The 25,608-nt window shown below is 41.7% G+C and carries 17 protein-coding genes and 2 pseudogenes; 4 read left to right on the top strand and 15 right to left on the bottom strand.

What is annotated here, in order from left to right:
* Window positions 1–86: 86 nt before the first annotated feature.
* From spxB to ACESOD_RS02980, 4 genes are all read right to left on the bottom strand, one after another.
* Entirely contained in the window at window positions 87–1,862 is a 1,776-nt protein-coding gene (spxB, locus tag ACESOD_RS02965; protein ID WP_373093902.1) for a pyruvate oxidase, read from the bottom strand.
* A 217-nt stretch (window positions 1,863–2,079) separates the two neighbouring features.
* Complete coding sequence (locus ACESOD_RS02970) at window positions 2,080–4,302, bottom strand: heavy metal translocating P-type ATPase (RefSeq protein WP_373093904.1); 2,223 nt, start codon at window positions 4,300–4,302, stop codon at window positions 2,080–2,082.
* A 9-nt stretch (window positions 4,303–4,311) separates the two neighbouring features.
* Window positions 4,312–4,683 carry a cupredoxin domain-containing protein gene (locus ACESOD_RS02975; RefSeq protein WP_373093906.1) on the bottom strand — a complete coding sequence of 124 codons (372 nt, stop codon included), beginning with the start codon at window positions 4,681–4,683 and terminating at the stop codon, window positions 4,312–4,314.
* A gap of 10 nt (window positions 4,684–4,693) precedes the next feature.
* Complete coding sequence (locus ACESOD_RS02980; protein WP_373093908.1) at window positions 4,694–5,089, bottom strand: CopY/TcrY family copper transport repressor; 396 nt, start codon at window positions 5,087–5,089, stop codon at window positions 4,694–4,696.
* 207 nt (window positions 5,090–5,296) lie between these two features.
* On the opposite strand from ACESOD_RS02980, the gene ACESOD_RS02985 reads away from it, so the two are divergent.
* Genes ACESOD_RS02985 through ACESOD_RS03000 form a run of 4 tightly spaced genes read left to right on the top strand, consistent with a single transcriptional unit; the run spans window position 5,297 to window position 8,258 of the window.
* Window positions 5,297–5,977 carry an amino acid ABC transporter permease gene (locus tag ACESOD_RS02985; RefSeq protein ID WP_373093909.1) on the top strand — a complete coding sequence of 227 codons (681 nt, stop codon included), beginning with the start codon at window positions 5,297–5,299 and terminating at the stop codon, window positions 5,975–5,977.
* A complete protein-coding gene (locus ACESOD_RS02990) occupies window positions 5,937–6,614 on the top strand; it encodes an amino acid ABC transporter permease (protein ID WP_070459050.1) in 678 nt (225 codons plus the stop codon). The genes ACESOD_RS02985 and ACESOD_RS02990 overlap by 41 nt, the downstream gene beginning before the upstream one ends.
* The gene (locus ACESOD_RS02995) at window positions 6,615–7,373 is read left to right on the top strand and encodes an amino acid ABC transporter ATP-binding protein (protein ID WP_373093911.1); all 759 of its coding nucleotides are present in this window, start codon (window positions 6,615–6,617) and stop codon (window positions 7,371–7,373) included.
* A gap of 18 nt (window positions 7,374–7,391) precedes the next feature.
* The gene (locus tag ACESOD_RS03000) at window positions 7,392–8,258 is read left to right on the top strand and encodes a cysteine ABC transporter substrate-binding protein (protein WP_373093912.1); all 867 of its coding nucleotides are present in this window, start codon (window positions 7,392–7,394) and stop codon (window positions 8,256–8,258) included.
* Window positions 8,259–8,318: 60 nt separating this feature from the next.
* On the opposite strand, the gene pyrE is transcribed toward ACESOD_RS03000, so the two are convergent.
* The 11 genes and pseudogenes from pyrE to ACESOD_RS03055 all read right to left on the bottom strand — a co-directional run bounded on the left by pyrE (window position 8,319) and on the right by ACESOD_RS03055 (window position 25,606).
* Window positions 8,319–8,951 carry an orotate phosphoribosyltransferase gene (pyrE, locus tag ACESOD_RS03005; RefSeq protein WP_373093913.1) on the bottom strand — a complete coding sequence of 211 codons (633 nt, stop codon included), beginning with the start codon at window positions 8,949–8,951 and terminating at the stop codon, window positions 8,319–8,321.
* A gap of 31 nt (window positions 8,952–8,982) precedes the next feature.
* Window positions 8,983–9,684 carry an orotidine-5'-phosphate decarboxylase gene (gene pyrF / locus ACESOD_RS03010; RefSeq protein ID WP_075228218.1) on the bottom strand — a complete coding sequence of 234 codons (702 nt, stop codon included), beginning with the start codon at window positions 9,682–9,684 and terminating at the stop codon, window positions 8,983–8,985.
* 240 nt (window positions 9,685–9,924) lie between these two features.
* On the bottom strand, window positions 9,925–11,223 hold the full coding sequence (locus ACESOD_RS03015; RefSeq protein WP_373093915.1) for a cell division protein FtsQ/DivIB: 1,299 nt from the start codon (window positions 11,221–11,223) through the stop codon (window positions 9,925–9,927).
* Window positions 11,224–11,232: 9 nt separating this feature from the next.
* Window positions 11,233–12,291 carry a UDP-N-acetylglucosamine--N-acetylmuramyl-(pentapeptide) pyrophosphoryl-undecaprenol N-acetylglucosamine transferase gene (locus ACESOD_RS03020; protein ID WP_373093917.1) on the bottom strand — a complete coding sequence of 353 codons (1,059 nt, stop codon included), beginning with the start codon at window positions 12,289–12,291 and terminating at the stop codon, window positions 11,233–11,235.
* Between the two features lies 1 nt (window position 12,292).
* A complete protein-coding gene (murD, locus tag ACESOD_RS03025) occupies window positions 12,293–13,645 on the bottom strand; it encodes a UDP-N-acetylmuramoyl-L-alanine--D-glutamate ligase (protein ID WP_373093918.1) in 1,353 nt (450 codons plus the stop codon).
* 95 nt (window positions 13,646–13,740) lie between these two features.
* Window positions 13,741–16,446 (bottom strand): FtsX-like permease family protein, encoded by a 2,706-nt coding sequence (locus ACESOD_RS03030; RefSeq protein WP_373093920.1) that lies wholly within the window; start codon window positions 16,444–16,446, stop codon window positions 13,741–13,743.
* Window position 16,447: 1 nt separating this feature from the next.
* Window positions 16,448–17,149 carry an ABC transporter ATP-binding protein gene (locus ACESOD_RS03035; protein ID WP_373093922.1) on the bottom strand — a complete coding sequence of 234 codons (702 nt, stop codon included), beginning with the start codon at window positions 17,147–17,149 and terminating at the stop codon, window positions 16,448–16,450.
* Between the two features lie 347 nt (window positions 17,150–17,496).
* Entirely contained in the window at window positions 17,497–18,066 is a 570-nt protein-coding gene (locus tag ACESOD_RS03040) for an SIALI-17 repeat-containing surface protein (protein ID WP_373094070.1), read from the bottom strand.
* Window positions 18,042–24,156, bottom strand: a pseudogene (bgaA, locus tag ACESOD_RS03045) (LPXTG-anchored adhesin/beta-galactosidase BgaA); the annotation flags it as partial. The gene ACESOD_RS03040 and the pseudogene bgaA, both read right to left, overlap by 25 nt.
* A gap of 210 nt (window positions 24,157–24,366) precedes the next feature.
* Window positions 24,367–24,534 (bottom strand): annotated as a pseudogene (locus ACESOD_RS03050) (YSIRK-type signal peptide-containing protein); the annotation flags it as partial.
* 514 nt (window positions 24,535–25,048) lie between these two features.
* The gene (locus ACESOD_RS03055; protein ID WP_373093924.1) at window positions 25,049–25,606 is read right to left on the bottom strand and encodes an SMI1/KNR4 family protein; all 558 of its coding nucleotides are present in this window, start codon (window positions 25,604–25,606) and stop codon (window positions 25,049–25,051) included.
* Between the last annotated feature and the right edge of the window lie 2 nt (window positions 25,607–25,608).

Consider the following 25,608-nt stretch of genomic DNA (forward strand, 5'->3'; position numbering starts at 1 on the left):
GGATTTCTCCGATCTTTTAAGTTACTCTCTAAGAAAATCAAAGCATAAAATCTACAATATTTACTTTTGATTTTCGACGAGCAGAATTATTTGATTGCGCGTGATTGCAACCCTTCTTCTTCCAAGAAGAGGCGGAATGGTACGAGTTCTTCTGCTTCGTATTTTTCCTTGAAGGCTTTGATCGCTTCTTCTGAGTGTTGTTTTGGATCCAACTCAAGTACTTCTACTGGAAGTGGACGATGTGGAGTGATATGAGCATCGATGACAACAGTTTTACCTTCTTTGTTCAATTTAACAGCTTCTGCTACAACTGCGTCGATGTCTTCGATACGGTCAACTGTAAATCCAATAGCTCCTTGAGCTTCAGCGATTTTCGCATAGTCAGCATTAGGGAAGTCACAACCAAACAAGTGTTTGTTTGTGTCTTCGTATTTGTCCTTGATGAAGGCATATTTACCATTTGAGAAGACAACGTTGATAACTGGAAGGTCGTATTGAACGTTTGTGATAACGTCTGGGTAGCACATGTTGAAGGCTCCATCACCCATGATGTTCCATACTTGGCGATCTGGATTGTCTTTCTTAGCAGCGATACCACCAGGAAGGGCAATACCCATTGTCGCGAAGAGTGGAGATGTACGCCACATGTTCTTAGGTGTCATGTGAAGGTGACGAGTAGATGTTTGAGTAGTGTCACCTACGTCGATTGAATAGATAGCGTCTTGATCAGCATGTTTGTTGATTGCATTGTAAACTTGATACAATTGCAATTCACCCTCAGTTTTACCTTCGAGTTTATTCATGTAACCGCGCCAGTTTTGGTTGTTCTTCACGTTTGCACGCCACCATGGAGTAGACTCAACTGGATTCACTTTGTCAAGGATTGCTTTCGCTGCTTGACCTGCATCACCAAGGATTGAAGCGTCTAGAGCATGACGTTTACCAAGTTTGTAAGGGTCGATATCGACTTGGATGAATTTTTCAGTATTCTTGAATGCTTCGTAAACTTCAGCAAATGGGAAGTTTGAACCAAGGAAAAGAACTGTGTCTGCTTCAAAGACCACTTCGTTAGCTGGTTTCCAACCAACACGGTAAGCAGAACCTGTCAAACCTTCATAGTTCCATTCGAAAGCTTCAAAGTTTTTACCAGTTGTGATGATTGGTGCTTTAATTTTACGTGACAATTCAGTAATCACTTCACCTGCTTTAACACCACCGTAACCAGCATAGATAACTGGACGTTCAGCATTGTTCAAGATTTCAACAGCTTTGTCGATTTCAACTTCGTTCAAAGCAGGAGCGATGAATGAACGTTCGTATGAACCTGAACCGTAATATGAGTTTTCGTCGATTTCTTGGAAACCAAAGTTTACTGGAATTTCAACAACGGCTGGACCTTTTTTAGAAACGGCAGCACGGCAAGCTTCGTCGATTACTTTTGGTAATTGCTCTGCGTAAGCTACACGTTTGTTGTAAACAGCGATACCGTTGTACATTGGGTTTTGGTTTAATTCTTGGAAGGCATCCATGTTTAATTCGTTAACTGGACGTGATCCAAGGATAGCAAGGAATGGAGTGTTATCCATAGCTGCATCGTAAACACCGTTGATCAAGTGAGTCGCACCTGGACCACCTGAACCAACTGCAACACCAATAGATCCGCCAAATTTAGCCTGCATAACCGCTGCAAGAGCACCTGTTTCTTCGTGGCGAACTTGCAAGAAACGGATATCTTTGTCTTCAGCCAAAGCGTCCATAAGTGAGCTAAGTGTTCCTGATGGGATACCGTAGATAGTGTCTACGCCCCATGTTTTCAATACGTTAAGCATTGCTGCAGATGCAGTAATTTTCCCTTGAGTCATAATGATAACTCTCCTTAAAAGTTAATTTGATGAATAATAAAAGCGCTTTTATATGTTTTTTGAAAACGATTCAGTAAATTTACACTCCTAATTTATCACATTTACTTATAGTTTCATAAGAATGTGCTCAGAAAACTTCATTCTCTATTACAGTACAGATTGAAAACGTTTTGAAAATCTGTTTTAGAATAGCAAAAAAGCGGTTAAAACCGCCTTTTTAATCGACTTTAGTAAAATTAAGCATGAGAGAACTGATTAAAACAGAGACTGAACTAAAGGCCATGGCCAATCCTGCAAGTTCTGGATTGAGCACCAAACCAAGACTTGAAAAGACTCCTGCTGCAATCGGAATACCAATGAGGTTATAGATAGAAGCCCAGAAAAGATTGAGTAGAATACGATTAAAGGTCTTCTTACTCATATCAAAAGCACGTGCCAATCCTAGTAAATTGTTGGTTGTGAGGACAAGATCTGCTGATTCGATGGCAATATCTGTTCCAGAACCCATGGCAATTCCGACATCAGCTACACTGAGGGCTGGCGCATCATTGATACCATCTCCAACAAAGGCCAATTTGCCATTCTTTTGAAGCTTGTGAATTTCATGTGCCTTTTCCTCTGGCAAGACATTTGCGATCACTTCTTCGATTCCAATTTGCTCTGCAATCGCATGCGCTACTCCAGCATTATCTCCGGTAAGCATGACCGTTTTAAGACCACGTTTTTTCAATTTGGCAATAGCTTCTTTGGCATTTTCCTTAGGGACATCCTGCAAGGCAATTAAGCCTTTTAACTGACCATCCACGGATAGGAAGACAACTGTTTTTGCTTCTTTCTCAAGCAAATCAAATCGTTCTTGATAATCATGTGGAATAGCAAGGTCAGCTAAGAGCTTGGCATTCCCCAGCAAGACTTGCTTACCATTAATAATCCCAGTCACACCTTTTCCATGCAAGGCTTGGAAGTTTTCCACGGGATAAAGACTGATTCCTAATTCAGTTGCACGATTAACAATAGCTTGAGCTAGCGGGTGTTGAGATACATCTTCCAGTGAAGCAGCCAAACTTAGCACTTCTCCTTCATCTCCGATAACATCTGTCACTACTGGCTTCCCTTCGGTCAAGGTTCCTGTCTTATCAAAAACAACCGTTTGAACTTTTTGGATTTCTTGTAGAACTGTACCATTTTTGAGAAGAATCCCCATCTTGGCACTTCGTCCTGTTCCAACCATGAGTGCTGTTGGTGTCGCAAGTCCAAGAGCACAAGGGCAGGCAATAATCAAGACTGCAACACCATAGAGAAGCGACGTTACAAAACTTTCACCAAGAAAAACAAACCAGATCCAAAAAGTAAGGAGTCCTAAAATGACAACTGCTGGTACGAAAATTCCAGAAATCTTGTCTGTCAAATCTTGAATAGGAGCACGACTGGTTTGAGCTTTCTTCACAAAGTCTACAATCTGAGCCAACATGGTTTCAGAACCTACTTTTTCAGCTCTAAAAATGATTGTACCACTATTATTGATGGTTGAACCAATGACAGCATCTCCAACTGATTTATCGACTGGAATACTTTCCCCAGTTACCATTGATTCATCAATACTAGTTTCTCCTTCTATTACAGTCCCATCAACGGCAATTTTTTCACCTGGTCGAACGCGAATGAGATCCCCAACTTTGACTTGTTCTAACGGGATTTGAACATAAGCATCATCGCGTAAAACTTCAGCTGTTTTTGCTTGTAGGTCTAATAATTTTTCGACTGCCTGCGAAGTATTTTTTCGCATTTTTTCCTCAAAAACTGCTCCCAAAAGAATGAAGAAGAGGATAAATGCAGCACTTTCAAAGTAAACGGGCAGACCAGTGAAGAGGGCAACTAAACTATAGAAATAGGCCACTAGGGTTCCCAGAGCAACCAAGGTATCCATGTTGGAATTGTGCTTTTTAAAACTAGCCCAGGCGCTTCTGATATATGGAACTCCAGCTACCAGCATAATGGGGGTTGTGGCTAAAAAGGTGCCCCAACGCATGACTTGGTGACTAATTCCTCCTGTAGACATCCCAATCATGAGAATCACAAGAGGCACAGTAAAGATACTAGTAATCCAAAAACGTTGTAAAAGACTGAGAGACTTTTTGGTTTTTTCAACAACAGTGTAAGTTCCCTTTTGCATCTTCATACCACATGAAAATTCATGCTCACCCAAGTCTTGAGGAGTAAAACGAATGACTTTTTCCTCATCTTGAGCGATTGGTTCTAGAATCCCTTCTTCTTCGAAGAGAATTTCCTTATAGCAGTTTGATGGTGTCACACGGTGAAAGGTAATCTCAGCAGGAATCCCTTTTTGCAGTTGAATGTGGGCTGGATGGTAGCCTTTGTCTGCCGTGATACGAATTTTTTGCACACCATTTTCAAGGCTTGCTTTTACAATTTCAGTCATAATATTCTCCTATTCTACAATCATCTTACCGTGCATCATATTCATGCCACAAGAGAAACTATATTCTCCCGCTTCTTCAGGAGTGATTTCAACCACATATTGGTCTCCCATAGGTAGGTCTGCATGCACACCAAAGTCTGGAAATACGATTTGATCCAAGCAAGGTGAAGGATCTTTTCGATCAAAAATAATGCGAGCTGGTTGCGATTTTTTGAGGATAATGGTTCCTGGAGTGTAGCCCCCCATGACTTCCACTCGAATTTCCTGATAGCCATTCTTTTGTTGGGCTCTCTTTCCATCTTCTTGCGGTTTTTTGAAAAACCAAAAGAGGATAAAAGCAATCATTCCTAAAACAACAATAGATACAAATAGATTTAACATAGCGTCTCCTTTACATACAATTACATCTTACTTCTGTTACAGCACTTGCTTTTTTCTTAGCAATCACTTCTTCCAAACCTTCCAAGTCAGCTAGGGTAAAGTCACATTCTTCAATCAAATCAGCTAGCAAGAGCTTTATTCTTTTAGAACAAAGCTTGTCTTTGATATCCTGAACCATTAAGCCCCTACTATCATCTAGCGTTAAAATGGCCGAATAGACAAAGGACTTGCCCTGTTTTTCCCGAGTCAAACATTCTTTCTCCACCAAACGAGCCAAGAGTGTCTGGATCGTGGATTTGGACCAACTGAATCTTTTTTCTAATACTTTTATAAGATCAGTGCTTGTCTGTTCTCCCTGCATCCAGATAATCTTCATGACCTGCCATTCTGCATCCGAAATCTGCATGGTTATTCCTCCTAAATCTACATTTGTCAATTACAATTATCAGTATACTATTAAAATCTACATTTGTCAACTAAATTTCCTAAAAATTTTAAAATTTATCTTTCCAATAGATTTTGTCTATCATTGTGATAGAAAATACATATTATCCAAAGCTCTCTTTTAATGCTACAATAACTATATCATTTTCCTAGATAGGAGGTTCTACTTTTGGATTGGTCCATTGTTGAACAATATCTACCACTCTATCAAAAGGCATTCTTTCTGACCTTGCATATTGCAGTTTGGGGAATTCTAGGTTCTTTTTTGCTGGGGCTCATCGTCAGCGTCATCCGGCATTACCGCCTTCCTGTTTTCTCCCAGTTGGCAACAGCCTATATCGAACTTTCACGAAATACACCCCTTTTGATACAACTTTTCTTTCTCTATTTCGGTCTACCTCGAATAGGGATTGTTCTTTCTTCAGAAGTCTGTGCAACAGTCGGGCTCATCTTTTTAGGTGGTTCCTACATGGCAGAATCCTTCCGAAGCGGGCTTGAAGCAGTCAGTCAAACCCAGCATGAAATTGGTTTAGCCATTGGGCTTACTCCATTTCAGATTTTTCGCTACGTGGTTCTGCCACAAGCGACAGCGGTTGCTCTACCATCCTTTAGTGCCAATGTTATTTTCCTGATCAAGGAAACTTCTGTCTTCTCAGCAGTTGCCCTTGCAGACCTTATGTATGTTGCTAAGGATTTGATAGGACTCTACTATGAGACAGATATTGCGTTAGCTATGTTGGTGGTTGCTTACCTTATCATGCTTCTACCTATTTCACTAGTCTTTAGTTGGATAGAAAGGAGGCTCCGTCATGCAGGATTCGGGAATGCAAGTACTCTTTCAGGGAAATAATCTCCTGAGAATCTTACAGGGATTGGGCGTCACGATTGGGATTTCTATCCTGTCTGTCCTCTTATCCATGATTTTCGGAACAGTGATGGGAATTATCATGACCTCTCATTCTAGAGTGATTCGCTTTTTGACACGCTTATATCTAGAATTTATCCGGATTATGCCGCAGCTAGTACTCCTTTTCATCGTTTACTTTGGCTTAGCTCGAAACTTTAATATCAATATCTCAGGTGAGACTTCTGCTATTATCGTTTTCACCCTCTGGGGAACAGCTGAGATGGGTGACTTGGTTCGTGGAGCTATTACTTCTCTCCCAAAACATCAGTTTGAGAGCGGACAAGCGCTTGGTTTAACTAAAGTGCAACTCTACTACCATATCATTATCCCACAAGTCTTGAGAAGATTACTTCCGCAAGCCATCAACCTTGTCACTCGGATGATTAAAACAACTTCCTTGGTTGTTTTGATTGGAGTTGTTGAGGTTACCAAGGTTGGACAACAAATCATCGATAGCAATCGCTTAACCATCCCAACCGCTTCCTTTTGGATATATGGAACCATCCTAGTCTTGTATTTCGCAGTTTGCTTCCCTATTTCCAAACTATCTACTCATCTAGAAAAACATTGGAGGAATTAAATGTCTGAAACTATTTTAGAAATCAAGGAACTAAAAAAATCCTTCGGAGACAATCCTATCCTCCAAGGACTTTCTTTAGATATTAAAAAGGGGGAAGTGGTCGTCATCCTAGGACCATCTGGTTGTGGGAAAAGTACGCTACTTCGTTGCCTCAATGGTTTAGAAAGTATTCAAGGAGGAGATATCCTGCTGGATGGCCAGTCCATCGTTGAAAATAAAAAAGATTTTCACCTGGTTCGCCAAAAGATAGGTATGGTCTTTCAAAGTTACGAACTCTTTCCTCACTTGGATGTCCTTCAAAACCTCATCCTAGGCCCTATCAAGGCTCAAGGGAGAGACAAAAAAGAGGTTACTGAAGAAGCTCTACAACTACTGGAACGTGTCGGACTTCTAGATAAACAACATAGCTTCGCTCGTCAATTATCTGGTGGACAAAAGCAACGGGTTGCAATTGTACGAGCCCTGCTCATGCATCCAGAAATTATCCTCTTTGACGAGGTGACTGCTTCACTGGATCCAGAAATGGTGCGTGAGGTTCTAGAACTCATCAATGACTTGGCACAGGAAGGGCGAACTATGATTCTGGTAACCCATGAAATGCAGTTTGCCCAAGCTATTGCCGATCGGATTATCTTCCTCGACCAAGGAAAAATCGCCGAAGAAGGAACGGCTCAAGACTTCTTCACAAATCCACAAACCAAACGAGCACAAGAATTTTTAAACGTCTTTGACTTTAGCCAGTTTGGCTCATATCTATAATGAATAAAGGAGATTATTATGAAACTACTTAAACCAATTCTAACTGTTTTTGCTCTAGCATTTGCGCTTATCTTCGTCACAGCTTGTAGTTCAGGTGGAAGCTCTGATGCTTCATCTACAAAGGCAACTGCCAAAGCTCGTACTATTGATGAAATTAAGAAAAGTGGTGAACTTCGAATCGCGGTATTTGGAGATAAAAAACCATTTGGTTACGTTGACAACGACGGTTCTTACCAAGGTTATGATATCGAACTAGGTAACCAATTAGCACAAGACCTTGGTGTAAAGGTCAAATACGTTTCTGTCGATGCTGCCAACCGTGCTGAATACTTGATTTCTAACAAGGTTGATATCACCCTTGCCAACTTCACAGTTACTGACGAACGTAAGAAACAAGTTGACTTTGCCCTTCCTTACATGAAAGTTTCTCTCGGTGTTGTGTCACCAAAAGATAAAGTCATCAAGGACGTTAAAGAACTTGAAGGCAAAACCTTAATCGTTACAAAAGGAACTACTGCTGAAACTTACTTTGAGAAAAATCACCCAGAAGTAAAACTTCAAAAATACGACCAATATAGCGATGCCTACCAAGCCCTTCTTGATGGACGTGGAGATGCCTTTTCTACTGACAATACTGAAGTTCTAGCTTGGGCGCTTGAAAACAAAGGATATGAAGTAGGAATTTCCTCTCTTGGTAATCCAGATACTATTGCACCAGCAGTTCAAAAAGGTAACCAAGAACTACTCGACTACATCAACCAAGAAATTGAAAAATTAGGTAAGGAAAACTTCTTCCACAAAGCCTATGAAAAAACACTCCACCCAACTTACAGTGACGCTGCTAAAGCAGATGACCTTGTTGTTGAAGGTGGAAAAGTCGACTAATACTTTCCGAGAATAAAAAGAAATCAGGTAATCCTAGCGACTACCTGATTTTTCTATGCTCTAAACATTTTGCCAATTTTCTTGGTCTTCTTTAAATCGTTTTAGGAGGTCAAGTCCTTCTGGTGTGATATAGCCTTCTTCTTGGGCTAGGTGAATGAGCTCGCTGTAGTTTGAAAGTGTTACTAGTTTGACACCAGCATCTGCAAAGTTCTTGTCTGCTTTTGGCAATTGATAGCTGAAGATAGCCACAACACCCAGAACATCTGCTCCTTCACGTTTGGCAGCTGCCACTGCTTCGAGAACCGAACCACCCGTTGAAATCAAATCTTCCACAACGACCATCTTTTGTCCTTGGGCTACACGGCCTTCGATTTGATTTCCAGCACCGTGATCTTTTGGTTTGCTACGGATATAGGCAAATGGCAAGTTCATCTTGTCAGCGATGATGGCACCATGCGGAATGCCTGCAGTCGCTGTTCCTGCAATCACTTCTACTTCTGGGAATTCTGCCTTGATGGCTTCCACAAAACCATTTTCAATCAAACTACGCGTTTCTGGGTAAGCAAGCGTCACACGGTTGTCCGTATAAATCGGTGACTTAATGCCTGATGCCCAAGTAAAAGGTTCTTCTGGCTTGAGGTAAACGGCTTGAATTTTCAATAGATGGCTAGCGATATATTTAGCAAGTGTCATGGGATTCTCCTTTGTATTTTAAACTATATTCTTATTTCCAGTCTCGTGTCCATTCATCCTTGATAGCATGATAAGCTGCTACTGGATCAGTGGCTTGAGTGATTGGGCGTCCGACAACGATATAGTCACTACCAATCTGATAAGCATCTGCAGGTGTCATAACTCGTTTTTGGTCTCCAACTGCAGCTCCTGATGGACGAATACCTGGTGTCAGACAGATAAAGTCTTGGTTGGTAGCTTCTTTGATGAGCTTCACTTCCTGAGCCGAGCAAACCACACCATCCAAACCGGCTTCAGCAGTTTTCTTGGCATAGTGAATAACCGATTCTTGAAGGCTGGTTTGAATATTTTGAAAGTCTCTCATTTGTTCTTCAGAAGTTGAAGTCAACTGGGTAACAGCAATCAATTTGGCTTCTTTTCCAAGACCTTCACGCGCAGCCTTCATCATCTCTACGCCACCTGCTGCGTGAACGTTGGTCATGTCAACGCCCAGATTAGACAAAACCTTCATGGCTGACTTGACCGTATTGGGAATATCATGGAGTTTGAGATCCAGAAAGACGCTATGTCCCAAACCTTTCAAATACGAAATAATCTCCGGACCTGTAGCGTAATAGAGCTCCATACCTACCTTTAGATAGAGGCTCTCTTCCGCTGGAAAAAGAGCTAAAAACTTCTTGACTTCCTCAAAACTTGGAAAATCAAGAGCAATAACTGGACGAGATTCGCGCATACTTTTCTCCTTTTACCTTTGTGAGCTAGAGAGCATGAAAAAAGGAACCTGCCTACAGCAAGGTTCCACGAAAAATGGGTAGAATCCACCCTTTCACCGTCTAACCTTAGCTGCCTCTCTGGACTGCTTTAAAGGTTTTTTACTATTCTATTATTTAAAGCGGTACTTGTCAAGTAAAAACCAGTGATTGAACTTGTAGAAATCATGACTCATCATCAAGTCAACAGAATCATCTTAATCTTAACGACTCTGTGATTGTTGGGTTGTTTGATTTTGACTCTGAGTTTGATTCCCCTGCTCTTCTTGTTTTTTCTTTTCTTCTTCCTGCTTCTTCTTTTCCTCTTCTTTAGCTTTGATTCTTGCTTCTTCTAAAGCCTTATCCGTCAAGCTATAACTATAGATCCCAACTTCCATATCAATACCACTTGGTACTGTCAATTGTGGTTTTATCTTACTATAGTAAGGCAATTTTTTACCTAGTTCTGATAAAGGAACCAAAATCTCATCCGTATCATACATGGTAATCTTGAGCAGATCACTGGTTACACTAGTTGGAGCCAATTCAATCGTTTTGATCGCCTGCTTAATCTCTGGGTTGACTTCAGCTAGTTGTTCAATCAAGGTTTTGACTTGCTGCTCATCGTTAAAGAGTACGGACATATAGGTTTCTGGAAGACTGACTAGACTAACTGGACTGGTTTCCACCGTCCCACTAGAAAGAATCGGATAATGGTCCTCTCCAGAAACATAATAGGCTACAATCCCGTATTCCTTGACCTGGATGGTGAAATTGGTCGGGAATTGATAGCGAATGCTAGCAGATTCAATCCAGTGATTGGACTTAATCATCTCAGCATGTTTGTCTTTATTGAGGAGCAGACCAAAGGTATAGTCACTATCACGAATCCCTGAAGCCTCTTTGATTTGGTCTGCATTGGTCTCTACCGTACCAGTAACCTCTATGTTTTTCAAAGTTGAGTATGGCGTCAAAAGATAGATGGAAAAGAACAAGACAAGCAAACTTGGGATTAGAATCGTAACAGCACGCCAGATATGAACACTTGGAATAGAAGGCTTAGCAATTTTTTCCTTAGACTTAGTTCTCTTTTCTTCTACTTTTGTTTCTTCAGATTTTTCTTCAGATTTTTCATCCTCTTCTTCTACTTGTTCTGTCTCAGTAGTTTCCTCCTCATTTTCAAGCGAGGACTGGTCTTCTGCACTTTCCTTCTGCTCTTCAGGATTAGAATCTAAATCCTCTTCCTCCTCAGTATCTTCAGATAAGTCTGACTCTTGTTCTTCCTTGGTCTCTTCCTCAGCTTTTTTACGCAGATATTCACGGTTCTGCTTCTGCCACTCTGATAAAGTGGTTTCTTCTTCCGGAGCTTTTGCAACTTCTTTTTTATTGGTATCTGCTTGGGCCTTTTCTTTGGCTAGTTGGGCCTCTTCTTCAGCCTTTTTTTGAAGATATTCTTGATTTCGTTTTTGCCACTCTGACAATTCCTTGCCTTGAGTTGGCTCTTGTTTCTTATCCTTTGACATCGATTTTCCTTATGATAGATCTTTTTTTAGTAGCGCATAAAAATCCGCCACAGATTTTAATTCATGAGAATTCTTCATCGTGTTCTGGTAGTCTTCTTTGTGGGTCAAAAGCTTGCTTACTTTTTCTTCTAAAGTAGACAAGGTCAAGTCACTCTCTTGCAACTCCTCAGCATAGCCTTTTTTCACAAAGTAAGCCGCATTTTCAATCTGGTCTCCACGGCTAGCTTCACGCCCGAGTGGCACAATGACATGCAATTTAGCCATAGCAAGGAGTTCAAAGATGGTATTGGCACCACCACGAGTAATGACCACATCAGCCAGATTCATGAGCGGTTGATAGAGGTCAGTCACATAGTCAACACGATAGAGGTGTTGGCTTAGTTCATTTAAACTAGCATCACCTGTCAGGTTGATGATATTGTAGCGACTAGTCAACTCTTCCTTGTGGTCTGTAACTAATTGGTTAAAGACACGCGCACCAGCAGAACCTCCAACAAAGAGAAGAGTTGGTAGTTTGCTATCAAAATAAGTTCGGATGTCCACCATTTCTTCAGGTTCTTCCATGATTGGGCCAGAAACCTTGGTCACAGCTCCTACATGCTCTACCTTAGTGAGACTAGACGCTTGTTCAAAAGTAGAGTACATCTTAGTCGCAAACTTATAGGCGATTTTATTGGCCAAGCCCATAGAGAGGTCAGACTCGTGGATAAAGACTGGTACTCTACATACTCGCGCTGCAATAACAGGCGGAACAGATACAAATCCACCCTTAGAAAAGAGGGCTTGCGGACGAACTCGAAGCATGATAAAGAGCGATTGAAGGATTCCAAAAGCAACCTTAAAGACGTCAATCATATTTTGCCATGAGAAATAACGGCGTAGTTTCCCTGTTGCAATCGAATGGAAGGTGACATCTAAACCTGACTTGAGAATTTCATGATGCTCAATCCCGTTTTTGTCACCAATATAGTGGACTTCCCAGCCATCTTCGATGAACTTAGGCATTAACAAAAGGTTGAGGGTAACGTGTCCAACCGTTCCCCCACCAGTAAATACTATTTTTTTCATATTATCCCTTTAACTCCGCAACAGTGTCGATGAAAAGATCTCCACGTACCTCAAAGTTGGCATACATATCCCAGCTAGCATTAGCAGGACTGAGGAGAACCACATCTCCTTCTTCCGCAATTTCATAAGCCTTTCGAGTTGCGTCAGCAATATCAATCGCGTCGACATAAGCCACACCAGCCTTGTCCGCTGCACGTTTGACACGCTCTGCAGACTGACCAAGGATGACCATTGTCTTGAGTCCTTTAATATCCGGCACTAATTCGTCAAACTCATTGCCACGGTCCAACCCACCAGCAATCAGGACAACCTTACTATTGTCAAATCCAGACAAGGCTTTTTGAGTTGCCAAGATATTGGTTGACTTACTATCGTTGTAGAATTTCACCCCATTGATTTGGTCTACAAACTGGAGACGGTGTTTGACACCGCCAAAGGCTGACAAGGTTTCCTTGATGATTTCATTGTCCACACCACGAAGTTTAGCTACAGCAATGGTTGCAAGAGCATTTTCCACATTGTGGCTACCAGGAACTCCGATTTCATCAGCTGCCATGACTTTTTCACCACGGAAGTAAAGAAGACCATCTTCAAGATAAGCACCGTCAACCTTTTCAAGGGTTGAGAATGGTACTACAGTCGCGTTTGTCTTTGTAGAAAGCTCTTTAGCTAATTCCTGGTTGAAGTTCAATACTAAGTAATCAGCCACTGTCATATTGCTTTGAATATTCCACTTAGCTGCGACATAAGCTTCAAAAGAACCGTGATAGTCGATATGGGTTGGCATCAGGTTAGTGATAACAGCAATTTCAGGATGGAATTCCTGAATTCCCATTAGTTGGAAAGAGGAAAGTTCCATAACAAGGGTATCCTTGTCTGTCGCAGTTTGAGCCACTTGACTAGCAGGATAACCAATGTTACCTGATAAGAGGCCATTTTGCCCAGCTGCAGTCAGAACCTCACCAATCATGGTTGTGGTCGTAGTCTTACCATTTGAACCAGTAATACCAACAATCGGTGCATCAGAAATCAAGTAGGCCAACTCAACCTCTGTCAAGACTGGAATGCCTTTTTCTAAAGCTTTTTCAATCATCGGATTGCTATAAGGAATTCCTGGATTTTTTACCATAAGTGCAAAATCTTCATCCAATAATTCCAAAGGATGTCCACCTGTGACAACCTTGATGCCCTCTTCCAAGAGACTTTGCGCAGCTGGATTTTCCTCAAAAGGCTTGCCATCATTCACCGTTACAATGGCTCCTAGCTTGTCCAAGAGACGAGCTGCTGACTCACCTGATTTAGCCAAACCTAGGACTAATACTTTCTTATTTTCAAATTGATCAATTCGTTTCATATCTAGAACTCCATTTCTACTCTTACTATTTTACCATTTTTATGAAAATAAAAAAGCCACAAAGGGCTTTCTTATTTGTTTTTGTCCTCTAGTAATTATTCTACAGACTTGAGGGCTTCTAACATATCCACCTTTCGGAGATAATGATTGACAAAAACTCCTAGGATGGTCAAAATGACACTGACAGCTAGAACTGGAATGAGATAAACTTCCCAGCCGACCTTTGGTTGAAAACGGAAGGTACCGGGTGCGATCATCTGAATGAGAAATTGATGGAGATAAAAGCCTGATACCAATCCTACAATCATTCCAATTAGTGACAATAGGATGGTTTCCCGATAGATATAAAGGGTCACTTCTTTGTTATGAAAACCAAGAACTTTGATGGTTGAGAGTTCCCTAATCCGTTCAGCAACATTGATATTGGTCAAATTATAGAGAATCACGATGGCTAATAACACCGATACCAGCACCAAAATCGCCATGGTATGATTCAGAGAATTAGCAAAACTTTCAAAGAGCTGAATGGTGGAGGCATTTTGAACGAGGCCACTGACAGCAGCTAGATCCATAAATTCTCCTGCGACTCTTTCAGTATTCCCTTCACTTTTATCCTTAAGTTGGACCAGATAGGTGTTCATCTTGGGAGCTTGACCGTAAATTTTTTCATAGGTCGCCTGATTCATATAAACAAAATGGCCTACGTAGTGTTCGGTAATGGCTCCAACCTTAAAGGTTTTTCCATCTATTGTAAAGTTGTCGCCAATGGAAACTCCTGCCAACTGGGCTAATTTTTCAGTCAGAACGAGTCCGTTAGATAAGCTCAGTTTTTCCCAATTTTTTTCTAGGACAACAAAGGGAGCCAGGTCATCTTGATCCGTTACCATCATGGTCACGGTTTGAACACCTGCCTTGCCAGCATACTTTTCCTCAACCTGTTTGGAAGAAATTAAACGATAGTTTTCAACTTCATCACTCTGCAATTTTTCTTCTAGCTTGGCCTTATCAGAATCTGAAGCTCGAGAATTGACAGAGAGAATCATCTGGTATTGTTGCAGATCATTAAATTGCCTGTCAGCTACTCCTACAACAGAGGATTGAATACCAAGCCCTGCAAAGAGGAGGGCTACTGAACCTGCAACTCCAAAAATGGTCATCAGCATGCGTTGTTTGTAACGGAAAATATTGCGGGCAGTTACCTTTTGGGTAAAGCTCAAATGAGACCAGATAAAGGTGATGCGCTCCAAGAGAATCTTTGAGCCCTTGACTGGTGGCTTAGGTAGTAATAATTGCGCTGCTTCTTCATGTAACTCTCTGCGAGATACAAGGTAAGCAGGTAAGACACTAGCCACTAAGCTTAGCCCCAGAGCTAAACAACTATAGGTCCAGTAGAAATACTGCTGACTCTCTCCAACAATCATTCTCTCAGTGATGATATGCGAAATAGTAGGTGCTAGGATGTAGTGACCAATCAGAATTCCTAGAAGGGGGCCAAGAGTACCAGCAACTAGACCGTAAATCACAAACTTAGCAATGATATTCTTGCTATGGTAGCCTAAGGCCTTAAAGATACCAGCATTGGTCCTTTCCTCGTCTACAAAACGGGTCATGGTGGTAAAGGTAACCATGGCTGCTACGGCATAGAGAACAACTGGAAAAATATTCCCTACGGCACGAATACTCATGGCCGAATTACTATACATGAGATAACCTTGACCAGTAGGAGAACTCTTGCGATTGTAGACATGATAGGTTGGCTCTGTCAGAGCATTGACCTCATCCTGACTGGTCTGCCATTTAGCCTTTTCATTAGTAAGATCTGTTTCGGCTTGGCTCAGCTTTTCCTTTTCTTGCTTTAGTTGGTCTTTTGCTTCTTCTAACTGACTAGAGGCTTGACTTTTTTGTGGTTCTGGTAGTTGGCTCACTTGATTTTCTTGAGCTTGTAGGCGCGTTTCGATTTCTTGCAAGCGTTTCTTGCCAGCTGTCAAATTGGTCTCTGCCTCGTCTAGTTGTTTCTTGCCCTCATCAAGGGACTCTTGGGCATCCTTCTTCATTTTCTCTAGCCGCGCTTGTCCATTATCAGCAACTAGTTCCTTGAGAGTCTCCTCTTCTTCCTCTAGCTTCTTTTCGTAATCACTAGAGAAAGGATTGACATCTGTTAGGCTAGCAAAACGCAGGCGGGCAATCGTGTAAACAGAGCTCTTAAAATTTTCTTCAGTTACAACACCATATGCTGCTAAGTTTCCATTTCCACTGGCTGAACTCCCCATATCCGTTTTTGAAAAAATATCTGGAGAGTGGATAAAGCCTGTAATGGTATAACTATCCCGCTTTAATTGAGAATTACTGCCCTTTTTTTGACTCAAATAAATGACTTGACCAATCTGATAGCGATCTTTCCAAAAGTCCGCCAAGGCCAATTCATCTTCTTTTTCAGGCAAACGACCTTCCGTTACTTGAAATTTTGAAATCTTATCAGTATTTGAAAAGATTCGTATGGCATCTTCACTATTTGCCAGAGTCAAATCTGTCATATAACCAAACTCGACATCTGCTCCTGATAGAGTTTGCAATTCTGCCTGGTCTACCTGATCTAGACCATAATCTGCTATGACGGTCATATCTGCCGCATTAGTATCTTTCAGATAAGCCCAAGCTGTTCGCTCCATATTGGGACTGGCTACTTTTAGACCAACCACGGCTAAAGAACCTAACATCATCAGAGTTAGGATGGATATAAACCGTCCCTTTGAACCTGTGAAAGACTGGAGCAGGTCTTTCCAATATGTCTTTCTTTTCATCTCAGTACTCCAAATCATCAATATCCTGTGGTTGAGGATTGAGGACAACACTCTTGACACTGGCATCATGCATCTGAATCACGCGATCAGCTATAGGAGCTAGAGAAGCATTATGGGTCACGATGATAACGGTAGCCCCTTTTTTACGTGACATATCTTGAAGAATCTTCAGAACCTGCTTACCAGTCTGATAGTCCAAAGCTCCCGTTGGTTCATCACAAAGGAGAATTTTAGGATTTTTAGCTACAGCTCGAGCAATGGAGACCCGTTGTTGCTCACCACCTGACAACTGGGCTGGAAAATTATTAAGACGGTGACCTAAGCCTACATCCTTGAGAACCTGCTCAGGATCCAAGGCATCGGCAACAATTTCTGAAGCTAGCTCAACATTTTCCTTAGCAGTCAAGTTAGAAACCAAATTGTAAAACTGAAAGACAAAGCCAACGTCATCTCTGCGATAGTTGGTTCTCTGATGGGAGGTATAGGCAGAAATGTTAGTCCCATCAATCCAGACTTGCCCTTCATCGTTTGTATCCATACCACCTAGAATATTCAAAACTGTTGACTTCCCTGCACCAGATGAACCAAGGATAATGACCAGTTCTCCCTTTTCAATCTCGAAGTTGACATCTCGATTTGCTACAATTTCTGTATCACCAGTATGATACCTCTTATAGCTATTTTTCATTTCAATATAAGCCATCCTATCTCCTCCTCTTCTCCTATTTTCATCTTTATTATAACTCTTTTGAGGATAGAAAGAAAGCTTATCCCTGTAGACTATAGAGAGATTTTCAAAGTCCTCAAATGCGCTGAATCCAGGTCAGTATAGCCATTTCTTACTCACCATGTTTCCGATGCAATTCCTCTAGTTTGTTACTTTAGTTTTTTGTCGAATATCATCTCTGGTCTTCTTTTAGCAACTGATGTATGAGCAAAAAAGCGAACAAGACCATCCTCTGTAAATCAGAAAACTAGTTTTGTCCGCTTTTTATGATCGAGATTAGTCTCTTGAACCAATCTCTATGACTTAGATGTTTTTACATCATCTTATTCGTCTTCTTTTTTCTTTCCCATTGCAAAGAGACCAAGAAGTGCTCCTACAAGACCTGCTGTTGCAAGGGTTGCATTTCCCTTAGTACCTGTTTCAGGGAGAATATTTTGACGACTTGCAGGCGCTTGGTAGGTCTTGTCTTGTGACATAGCAAGAGCTACTTGTGACTGCTCATCTCTGTATGCTGGTGTTTCACCTGTAGTTGGGGCTGAACCATTCACACGTCCAGTAAATTCTGGAACTTGGTGACTAGTCCCTTCTCCACCAGGAACGCCACCTTCAAAGTGTGGAACTTCATGGGTAGTTCCTTCTGAACCATTTACATGACCAGTGAACTCTGGGACTTCATGAACAGCAGCTTCTGCCCCATTGACACCGCCTGTAAATTCTGGAACCTCTACTACTGGTGCTGGCTCATCACCTGCTGTGCCAATGACTCCTGAGTACTCTGGGACTTCATGAACAGCTGCTTCTGCTCCATTGACACCGCCTGTAAATTCTGGAACTTCATGGATAGCTGGATCTGTTTTACCAGATACTTCTTTCTTAGTTCCGACTAAGACAATCTCATCTTGCGGTGCTTCAATAGTTTCGCGAAGTTTTTCAGTACGGCTTCCATCTAGTGCTACTTCAGTCAGGATACGTTCTGTACCTTCACGACCTGCTTGAGTTACACGAGTTTCACCTTCTGCTAGAGCTGGATCTTCTTTCTTCACTGTCTTGAAGCTGAGAGCTTCTTCTACCACTTCTAGGCTAGGAAGCTCTTCCTGAACAGCTGGGGCAACTTTTCCAGTTTCAACCTTTTCTTTGGTCAATTGGATACGGTATTCCTTGACCTGTTTACCACTTTCTGATACAAGATGAATCAAGACTGGAAGTTTATCATCACCACTATCAACAATAGTTGCTGCTACGTTTTCACCAGCTTCTACTGTTACTTGAGGACGATTTCCACTGTAGGTTACTTGGTAATCCACACGATCTTCAGAGAAGTCAGCAATCTTTTTACCATCCACAAGAAGTTTTGCAACTGTACTATCCTTAGGTTCTTCACTTGGTGCAATGAAGGTCAATTCAGTGATAGCAACACCCTTCTTATCAGCTTTTCTATCCATGCGCCATCTCATAGCCTTAGCTTTGACTGGAGCAAAGGTTACATGGATATCGGTTCCCGCTTGAATCTCTTGATCCGCACGGTATTCAACTTTCTCCCAGTTAGAAGGAGTGTTGAATGGATGTTCTGGATCGTATGGTTGATAGTTAGAGTAATATTCTGGTGAATCAAATTCTGGTCCCACATAGCGTTCTAGGACGAGTTTAGAAGGGGCGTCTGTTCCACCATCTGCAAAGAAGCGAATGCTTCCTTCAGCTACTGTACGTTCAACAATCTTACCATTTTCTCTGAAGATAACCCCTACTGAAACTTCTGGATTTTCAGATGGAGTTGGAGACCAGTTAGTCCAACGACGGCTTTCATCATCTGAACCATCGTTAACATAATCTACACGGTCATGAGAGTTTGGATCAATATCGTTAGTTGCTGAGGCAAATGAACGGTTGCTATCGTCATCGAAGTCTGGGTTGTCTGAAAGGTTTTCACCGAGTTTGTCTGTCACACGTACAGCCACTTCAGCAGTTAAATCAGTACCCAAAACGCGACCATGAACTGTAAATTCACCTGCTTTTGTTAGATTCTCTGCTGGGATTGCTTCCCAGTCAACAGCCAAGTCTTTGACTTCATAGTCAGATTTTCCTGTGAAGTAAACAGGAACTTTTGCTGGTAGCTCAAGAGTTTGTCCTTTAGCAACCAAACGAGATGATTTGGCAACAGCAACAGGTTTACTTGCGAGCAAATCTCTATCATTTGTGAAGTGTAGGCGGTATTCACCTAGGATATCTCCGTTTTCAGCCTTGACAACAACACGAACTGGATCTCCTTCACCTACGCTTGGTACAACTGTTGCAATACCATTTTCAGTGACACTTGCTGTTACAGTTGGAGCTTTTCCTTGTCTTGCTTCTAGATAGTAGTCAGTCAAGCCTGGGTTAAAGTTTGGCAAATCTTTTCCATCTACTTGGATTTTTGCTTGAGCATTCTTAGCTGCAGCTACTTGTTTAGAGAAGATTTGCATTTCTGTAATAGAAGTCCCCCATTTACCATCTGGTCTAACCATGCGGATACGAACTGCGTAAGTGTTGACTTTATCAAAGCTAAAGTGGGTCATTTCTCCAGCTCTGACTTGATCTGGAGCCTTGAGATTTGTTACTTCTTTCCAGTTTTTATCGTCATTAAAGACATGGTCTTCGCGTGCTACGAAGCTTGGATTCTTAGGAACTGTTGGAGTTGCTGAACCGACATAGTATTCGATGACATAGGATTTAGGTGCACCAACACCGTGGTCTTCGTGGAAGGCTACATTGAGGTTATCAACTGATCGTTTAGACATGATACCAGAGTCACCAAAGAGAATTCCTACGGATGCTTCACTTGTACGGTTCCAGTTTGTCCAGCGGTTTGCTGGTTGGTTGTTATATGAAATTAGTTTGTCATTGACATTGGCTACTGAGTCACTTGGATTTGAGTCTGATGCAAAGGCAAGTGGCAATTCTGAACCAGTCCACTGGTCAGAAATATTAGCACCAGTTTCTGTCTGAGCAGACACACGAACATGAAGTTTAGTTGGTAGTTGAGTACCTTCAACATGTCCTGTCACTGTAAACTTGCCTTCTTGTGCGTATTGACTTGGTTCAATTGCGTCCCAAGTTACTTTAGCTGAAGAGACTTGGCCATTTGAGTGGTAAGTACGAACGCTCTCTGGTAGTTGAGGAGCTTCTGCAACTGGAGTAGTTACGCTCACTTCTTCGACAGCAATGATACCTTCGACAGATACCTTAGCATGTGCTTCTTTCTCAATTCCTTCAACTTTACCTAAGACATCAAAACTATGGTATTTAGCAAGGTCTTCCTTAGCAACTGCTTGCCAAGTCACCTTGTGAACCTTCGGAAATCCTTTGTCATACTCTACAGTTACAGTAGCAGGTAGACTTGGTTCTTGGTTCAAACCTGTCACGACACTAACTGGACGGATGGCTTGGACGACTTTGCTTTCAGTATTTGCTTGAATGTTCAAGTCAATCTGACCTTCTGCTCCTTCAAATTGAGCTTTCAGAGTTACTTGGCCAGGTTTGTGCAATTCAAGCATACCTTTACGAACAGCTACATCACCTTCACCTGTAGTTGAGAAGGTAACCTTATCAGCTTTCAAGACTGCTTGTGTACCGTCTTGATAGTGAGCCAAGACCTTGATACCAACCGTTTGGTCCTCTTTCAAAGCGGCTGCATTTTCAACCTCTAGGCTCAAACGTTCAATTTGTGGAGCTTCTTGTAGGAATTGGATAGCATAGGTTTGTAGTGGGCCACCATCGTTTGGTTGAACATGGATGCTTGCACGCATACCATTTGCTTCATTAGCCTGAATAACTGTCACTTGAGCATTTTCAGCCGTAGCTTTAACCTCTGGCAAAGCTGCGCCATAAGCAAGCTTGTGGTATTTTACTGGTTGCTCAGTTGAAAGACCTTCTACAGTTTGGTCTGCTACGGTTACACTTGGAACTACTGGATTAGCAGCTTCACCTTCTGCTACTACCAAGGTCGCAGCGATTTCTTCATCTTCTAAAATACCTTTTGCTTGAATGCGTGATCCTGGGATTGCTAGTTTAGCTTGATCTTCAGCTGCAATTTCCCACTTATCAACATCATAGCTTGCTACAGTACCATCTGACAATACGTAGGAAACAGATTTGTCAACTGAATTTAGGTCTGTATTTGGAGCGATTCTCTTGACTATAGGCAATTCTGCTTCGAGAGCCAAGACTTCAACACGCGCTTCTACTTCACGTCCTTCTGCCACACCTTTAACAGTCACAATTCCTGGTTCGTTGACATCAACTGCTGACCATTCTACTGGAAGTTTTGCACGACTGCCGTCACTGTAGATAAATGCCACTTTCTTAGGCATTTTTGGTGCTTGTCCGATAACTGTACGTACTTTAGGTACTTCTGTACCTAAGACAGTTTTTTCTTCTTGGTCTTTCTTACCTGTGAAAATGGTTGTTTGATCAGATTTCAAGAGATCAGAGTGGGCAGTCAAAGTGAATTTACCTGCTTGCTCAGTTGATTTGACAATGACAACACCCTTACCATTGAAGGCCTTACGGATCCATGAACCGTCTGCTTGTTCTTTGTAACGCTCACGGCTAGCTTGTTCACCGTTATCCACACCGACAATTTGACCTTGACCATGCAACTGGAAGCGCACAAGGTTGTTAGCTGTAGGAACTACATTACCAGCCTGGTCAACGATTTCATAGTAAATATAAGTAAGGTCTTTTCCGTCTGCTGCGATAGCATGTTCTTCTTTGACTAAACGAACACCTGCAGGCTCACCAGCAGTCGTAATCTTATCACGAGCAATTTCATTACCTGCTTCATCACGAGCTACTGCTTCCAAGGTTCCAGCTTCGAAAGCAACCTTCCACTCAAGGTAAAGTTCCTTAGCATTGGCACCTTCTTGGTAAGTACGTCCATCGCTAGTTTGTTTTTTGTTAAATGTCTTCTTGCCTAAAGATTCACCGTTCAAGAATAACTCAACACTTGCAGCATTAGAGTAAGCACGGACTGGAATTTTACCATCTGCATCCGCTACATTAGCTTTAAGAGTAGGATCTTCCCAGTTCCAGTGAGGAAGTAGGTGAACCATTGGTTTCTTCTGAGCAGAAACCCATTGGCTTTGGTACAAGTAATAGTCATTCTTAGGAATTCCAGCTGTATCTACGATACCAAAGTAAGAACTCTTAACTGGTGTGTTGTTTTGGTTGTGCCATGGAGTAGGCTCACCGATATAGTCGGTACCTGTCCAGATAAACTGACCAGCATAACCTGCATTGTCACGGTCAAATGTCCAAGATGCTGTAGCTGTTTTACCCCAACCAACACGGTCATTACCGTAGTCTGATTGCTCATAATGACGGTAAGCTTGGTTGCTATGAACTAGCTCACTTTCTGGACGGAAGTAGCTACCACGAGTACGAGTTGCAGAAGAAGTTTCTGATCCGTAAATCAACCAGTTTGGATGTTTAGCACGTAGTTTCTTGTAGTTGTCTTCTGAATAGTTAAATCCAACCGCATCAAGTTCGTTCGCAATCTTTTCATGATCACCACTACCATCACCAAAGCGGAACTTGTCTGCTCCCATAGTGACATAGCGTGTCTTATCAACTGCCTTGATCACTTGCACCAAGCGTTTAACAGTCGCTAGAGAACGAGGTTTTCCGTCTGCTTCACCGATTTCATTACCGATAGACCACATGACGATAGCAGGGTTGTTCTTGCCTCTTTCGACCATTGTACGTAGGTCAAAGTCAGACCATTTTTCACCTTTTTTAGCATCTGGGTGAGTAGCGTCCTTGTCAAAGAAACGTCCGTAGTCATACTGTTTCTTACCACCGTACCAAGTATCGAAGGCTTCTTCTTGCACCAACAAACCTAGTTCTGCAGCGATCTGCAAGGTCTGCTCACTAGCTGGGTTGTGGGTTGTACGGATAGAGTTGACACCCATATCCTTCATCTGTTTCAGACGACGGTATTCTGCCTTATAATTTTCTTCAGCCCCTAGAGCTCCGTGATCGTGGTGAAGAGAAACTCCATGGAATTTAATGCGTTCACCATTCAAAGAGAAGCCTTCATTTGGTGTCCAGTTATAGTAACGGTAACCAAACAAGTCCTTCTTGGCATCGACCAATTGGCCGTCACGATAAACACGAGTCACTAATTCATAAAGAGCTGGTTTATCGTTAAGGACTGTCCAGAGTTTTGGTTTCTCAACTTGTAAAATAGCATTTAGGCTAGTTGATTGATGAGCTTTCAAGACTTGGCTATCTGTACGAACCACGTCCGTTACAGCCTGACCATTTCTTTCAATAATTTGGTATTCAGCAACAATTTCATGATCTTTGTCATCTGTATTGACGATCTTACTTGTTACATGAGTATCAACCTTACCATTTTGTTGTTTTTCAAGGTCTGGTGTTAAGATCGTTGTTCCATTTTTCTCAGCATGAACCTTATCTGTGACTTGAAGGGTAACATCGCGGTAAATACCACTTCCTGAGTACCAACGGCTACTTGGTTGTTTATTGACCGCATGTACAGCCACGACATTTTCACGACCGTCTTTATTGAGATAATCAGTGATGTCATAAGAGAATTGGTTGTAACCATTTGGATAGTGACCAACTAGCTGACCGTTTACATAGACTTGCGAATCCATATAAACACCATCAAAGACTAGGCGAACATTCTTGTTAAGGTCTTTTTCATCTAGTTTAAAGGTCTTGCGATACCAAGCATCACCACCATTGAGTTGGCCACCTTCGTTTTGGGCAGGAGAATCATGATCGAAGTCATTGTAGATACTCCAGTCATGAGGAAGGTCTAATTTCTTCCAGCTTGATACATCTGCATCTGGTTTGATAGCGTCTTTGGCATTGGCATTGAGTTTAAAATGCCAGTTTTGGTTAAATTCTATTTTACGGTCCTCAACCAATTGATTTACCTCCTCACTGGTAGCCGGTTTTAGGTCCGGTTTTTCCGTTTGAGCAGATTGATCTTGAGTAATTGCTTGAGGTTTCTTATCTAAGATGGAATCCTCTTTTTTGTCAGAATCTGACTGTACAGTTTGGTCGTCCTGTGCCTTTTCAACTGCATGAGCTGGTGTAGCAACTTCACTTGCAGCTGATTCAGTTGATGCCGGTTGTTCTAGACTTCTTGTTTCACCAAGTTCCTCTTTATGAGAATCATCCTCTACTTTTTCTGCAGCAACTGCAATTGGAGTTTCATCAGCTGAAACTTGGTTTGCACCAGCTACACTTGCTCCAAATAAGACTGAGCAAGTGCCGATAACTACAGAGCAAGTTCCAACGGTAAATTTTCGGATACTGTACACTCTTTTTCGATTCCAATGATCTTTTCCCATAAGATCCTCCTTATATTCGTAACCGCTTCCAATTTTATGTAAGCGCTCTACTTTTTCAGTAGTATTTTGCTTCTATTTTATAAAATAATATAAGAAACTTCAATACTGGCAGCATAAAAATCATACTTTTGATTCTTTTTTCTATAATTAGTAGAAAACTTTGAAAATCTGAATGTACATTTAGTGAATGATTTTACTAAAAAAGGCAGTGGGACAGAAATCGATAGACAAAGTCTCGATTTCGTAGTCCCAGCCCCGCGAGGATGATTAGGAGATTTTTGGAGTCTAATACTCAATGAAAATCAAAGAGCAAACTAGGAAGCTAGCCGCAGGCTGTACTTGAGTACGGCAAGGCGACGCTGACGTGGTTTGAAGAGATTTTCGAAGAGTATAAAAGACGAACAGAAAGTTCAATCAGCTACCGCGTCAAAGTTTGATTGCTAATAAAAAGTGAGGTCGGGATCTTTTATCCCAACCTCTTTTACGGTCTATCAAACTAACATTTCCTATTAGATTATTGACTTGTTTTCCCCTTTTCCAGTAGCTTGACCATCTCATTTTTACGTTCTTCTAACTCGGCAATTTGCTGAAGCAAAAGCTCTGAAAAATCACATTCAAGCTCTTCAGTTTCGCCACTATTATACCAATTTAGAGCTACTATATGATTGTCCTTATCAAAGCAGAAAATCACATCTCCATCCCCGATGATAGACAGAAATGGAATATAGTCAACAAACCCTAAATCATGTAATTCCTTGGTTTTTATTCGAATGTCTAAGAAGTCTGGGATGCCATTGGCGATCCCCAAGACCTTGATACCTCGGCAGAAGGTCCAAAAAGGGGCTACATCGTAAGCCTTGGCTCTTGGCCATAGCTCTTCCCTGACTTCCATAAAGAGACCTCCCAGAGATGACATGGTGAATTCCCTGAAATCTTCTGGCAGACGAATGCCGTATTGAATTTCAAAATCCTGAACATCTTCTTCCGATGGTTCATTGCCCATGCAGGCGACAACTTGATAAGTTTCCTTATCATAGTGACGAAAATAATCATAAACTTCCTTGAGTGCCATTA

Source organism: Streptococcus oralis, from assembly GCF_964238205.1.
In the GTDB taxonomy this organism is placed as follows: Bacteria; Bacillota; Bacilli; order Lactobacillales; family Streptococcaceae; genus Streptococcus; species Streptococcus oralis_CZ.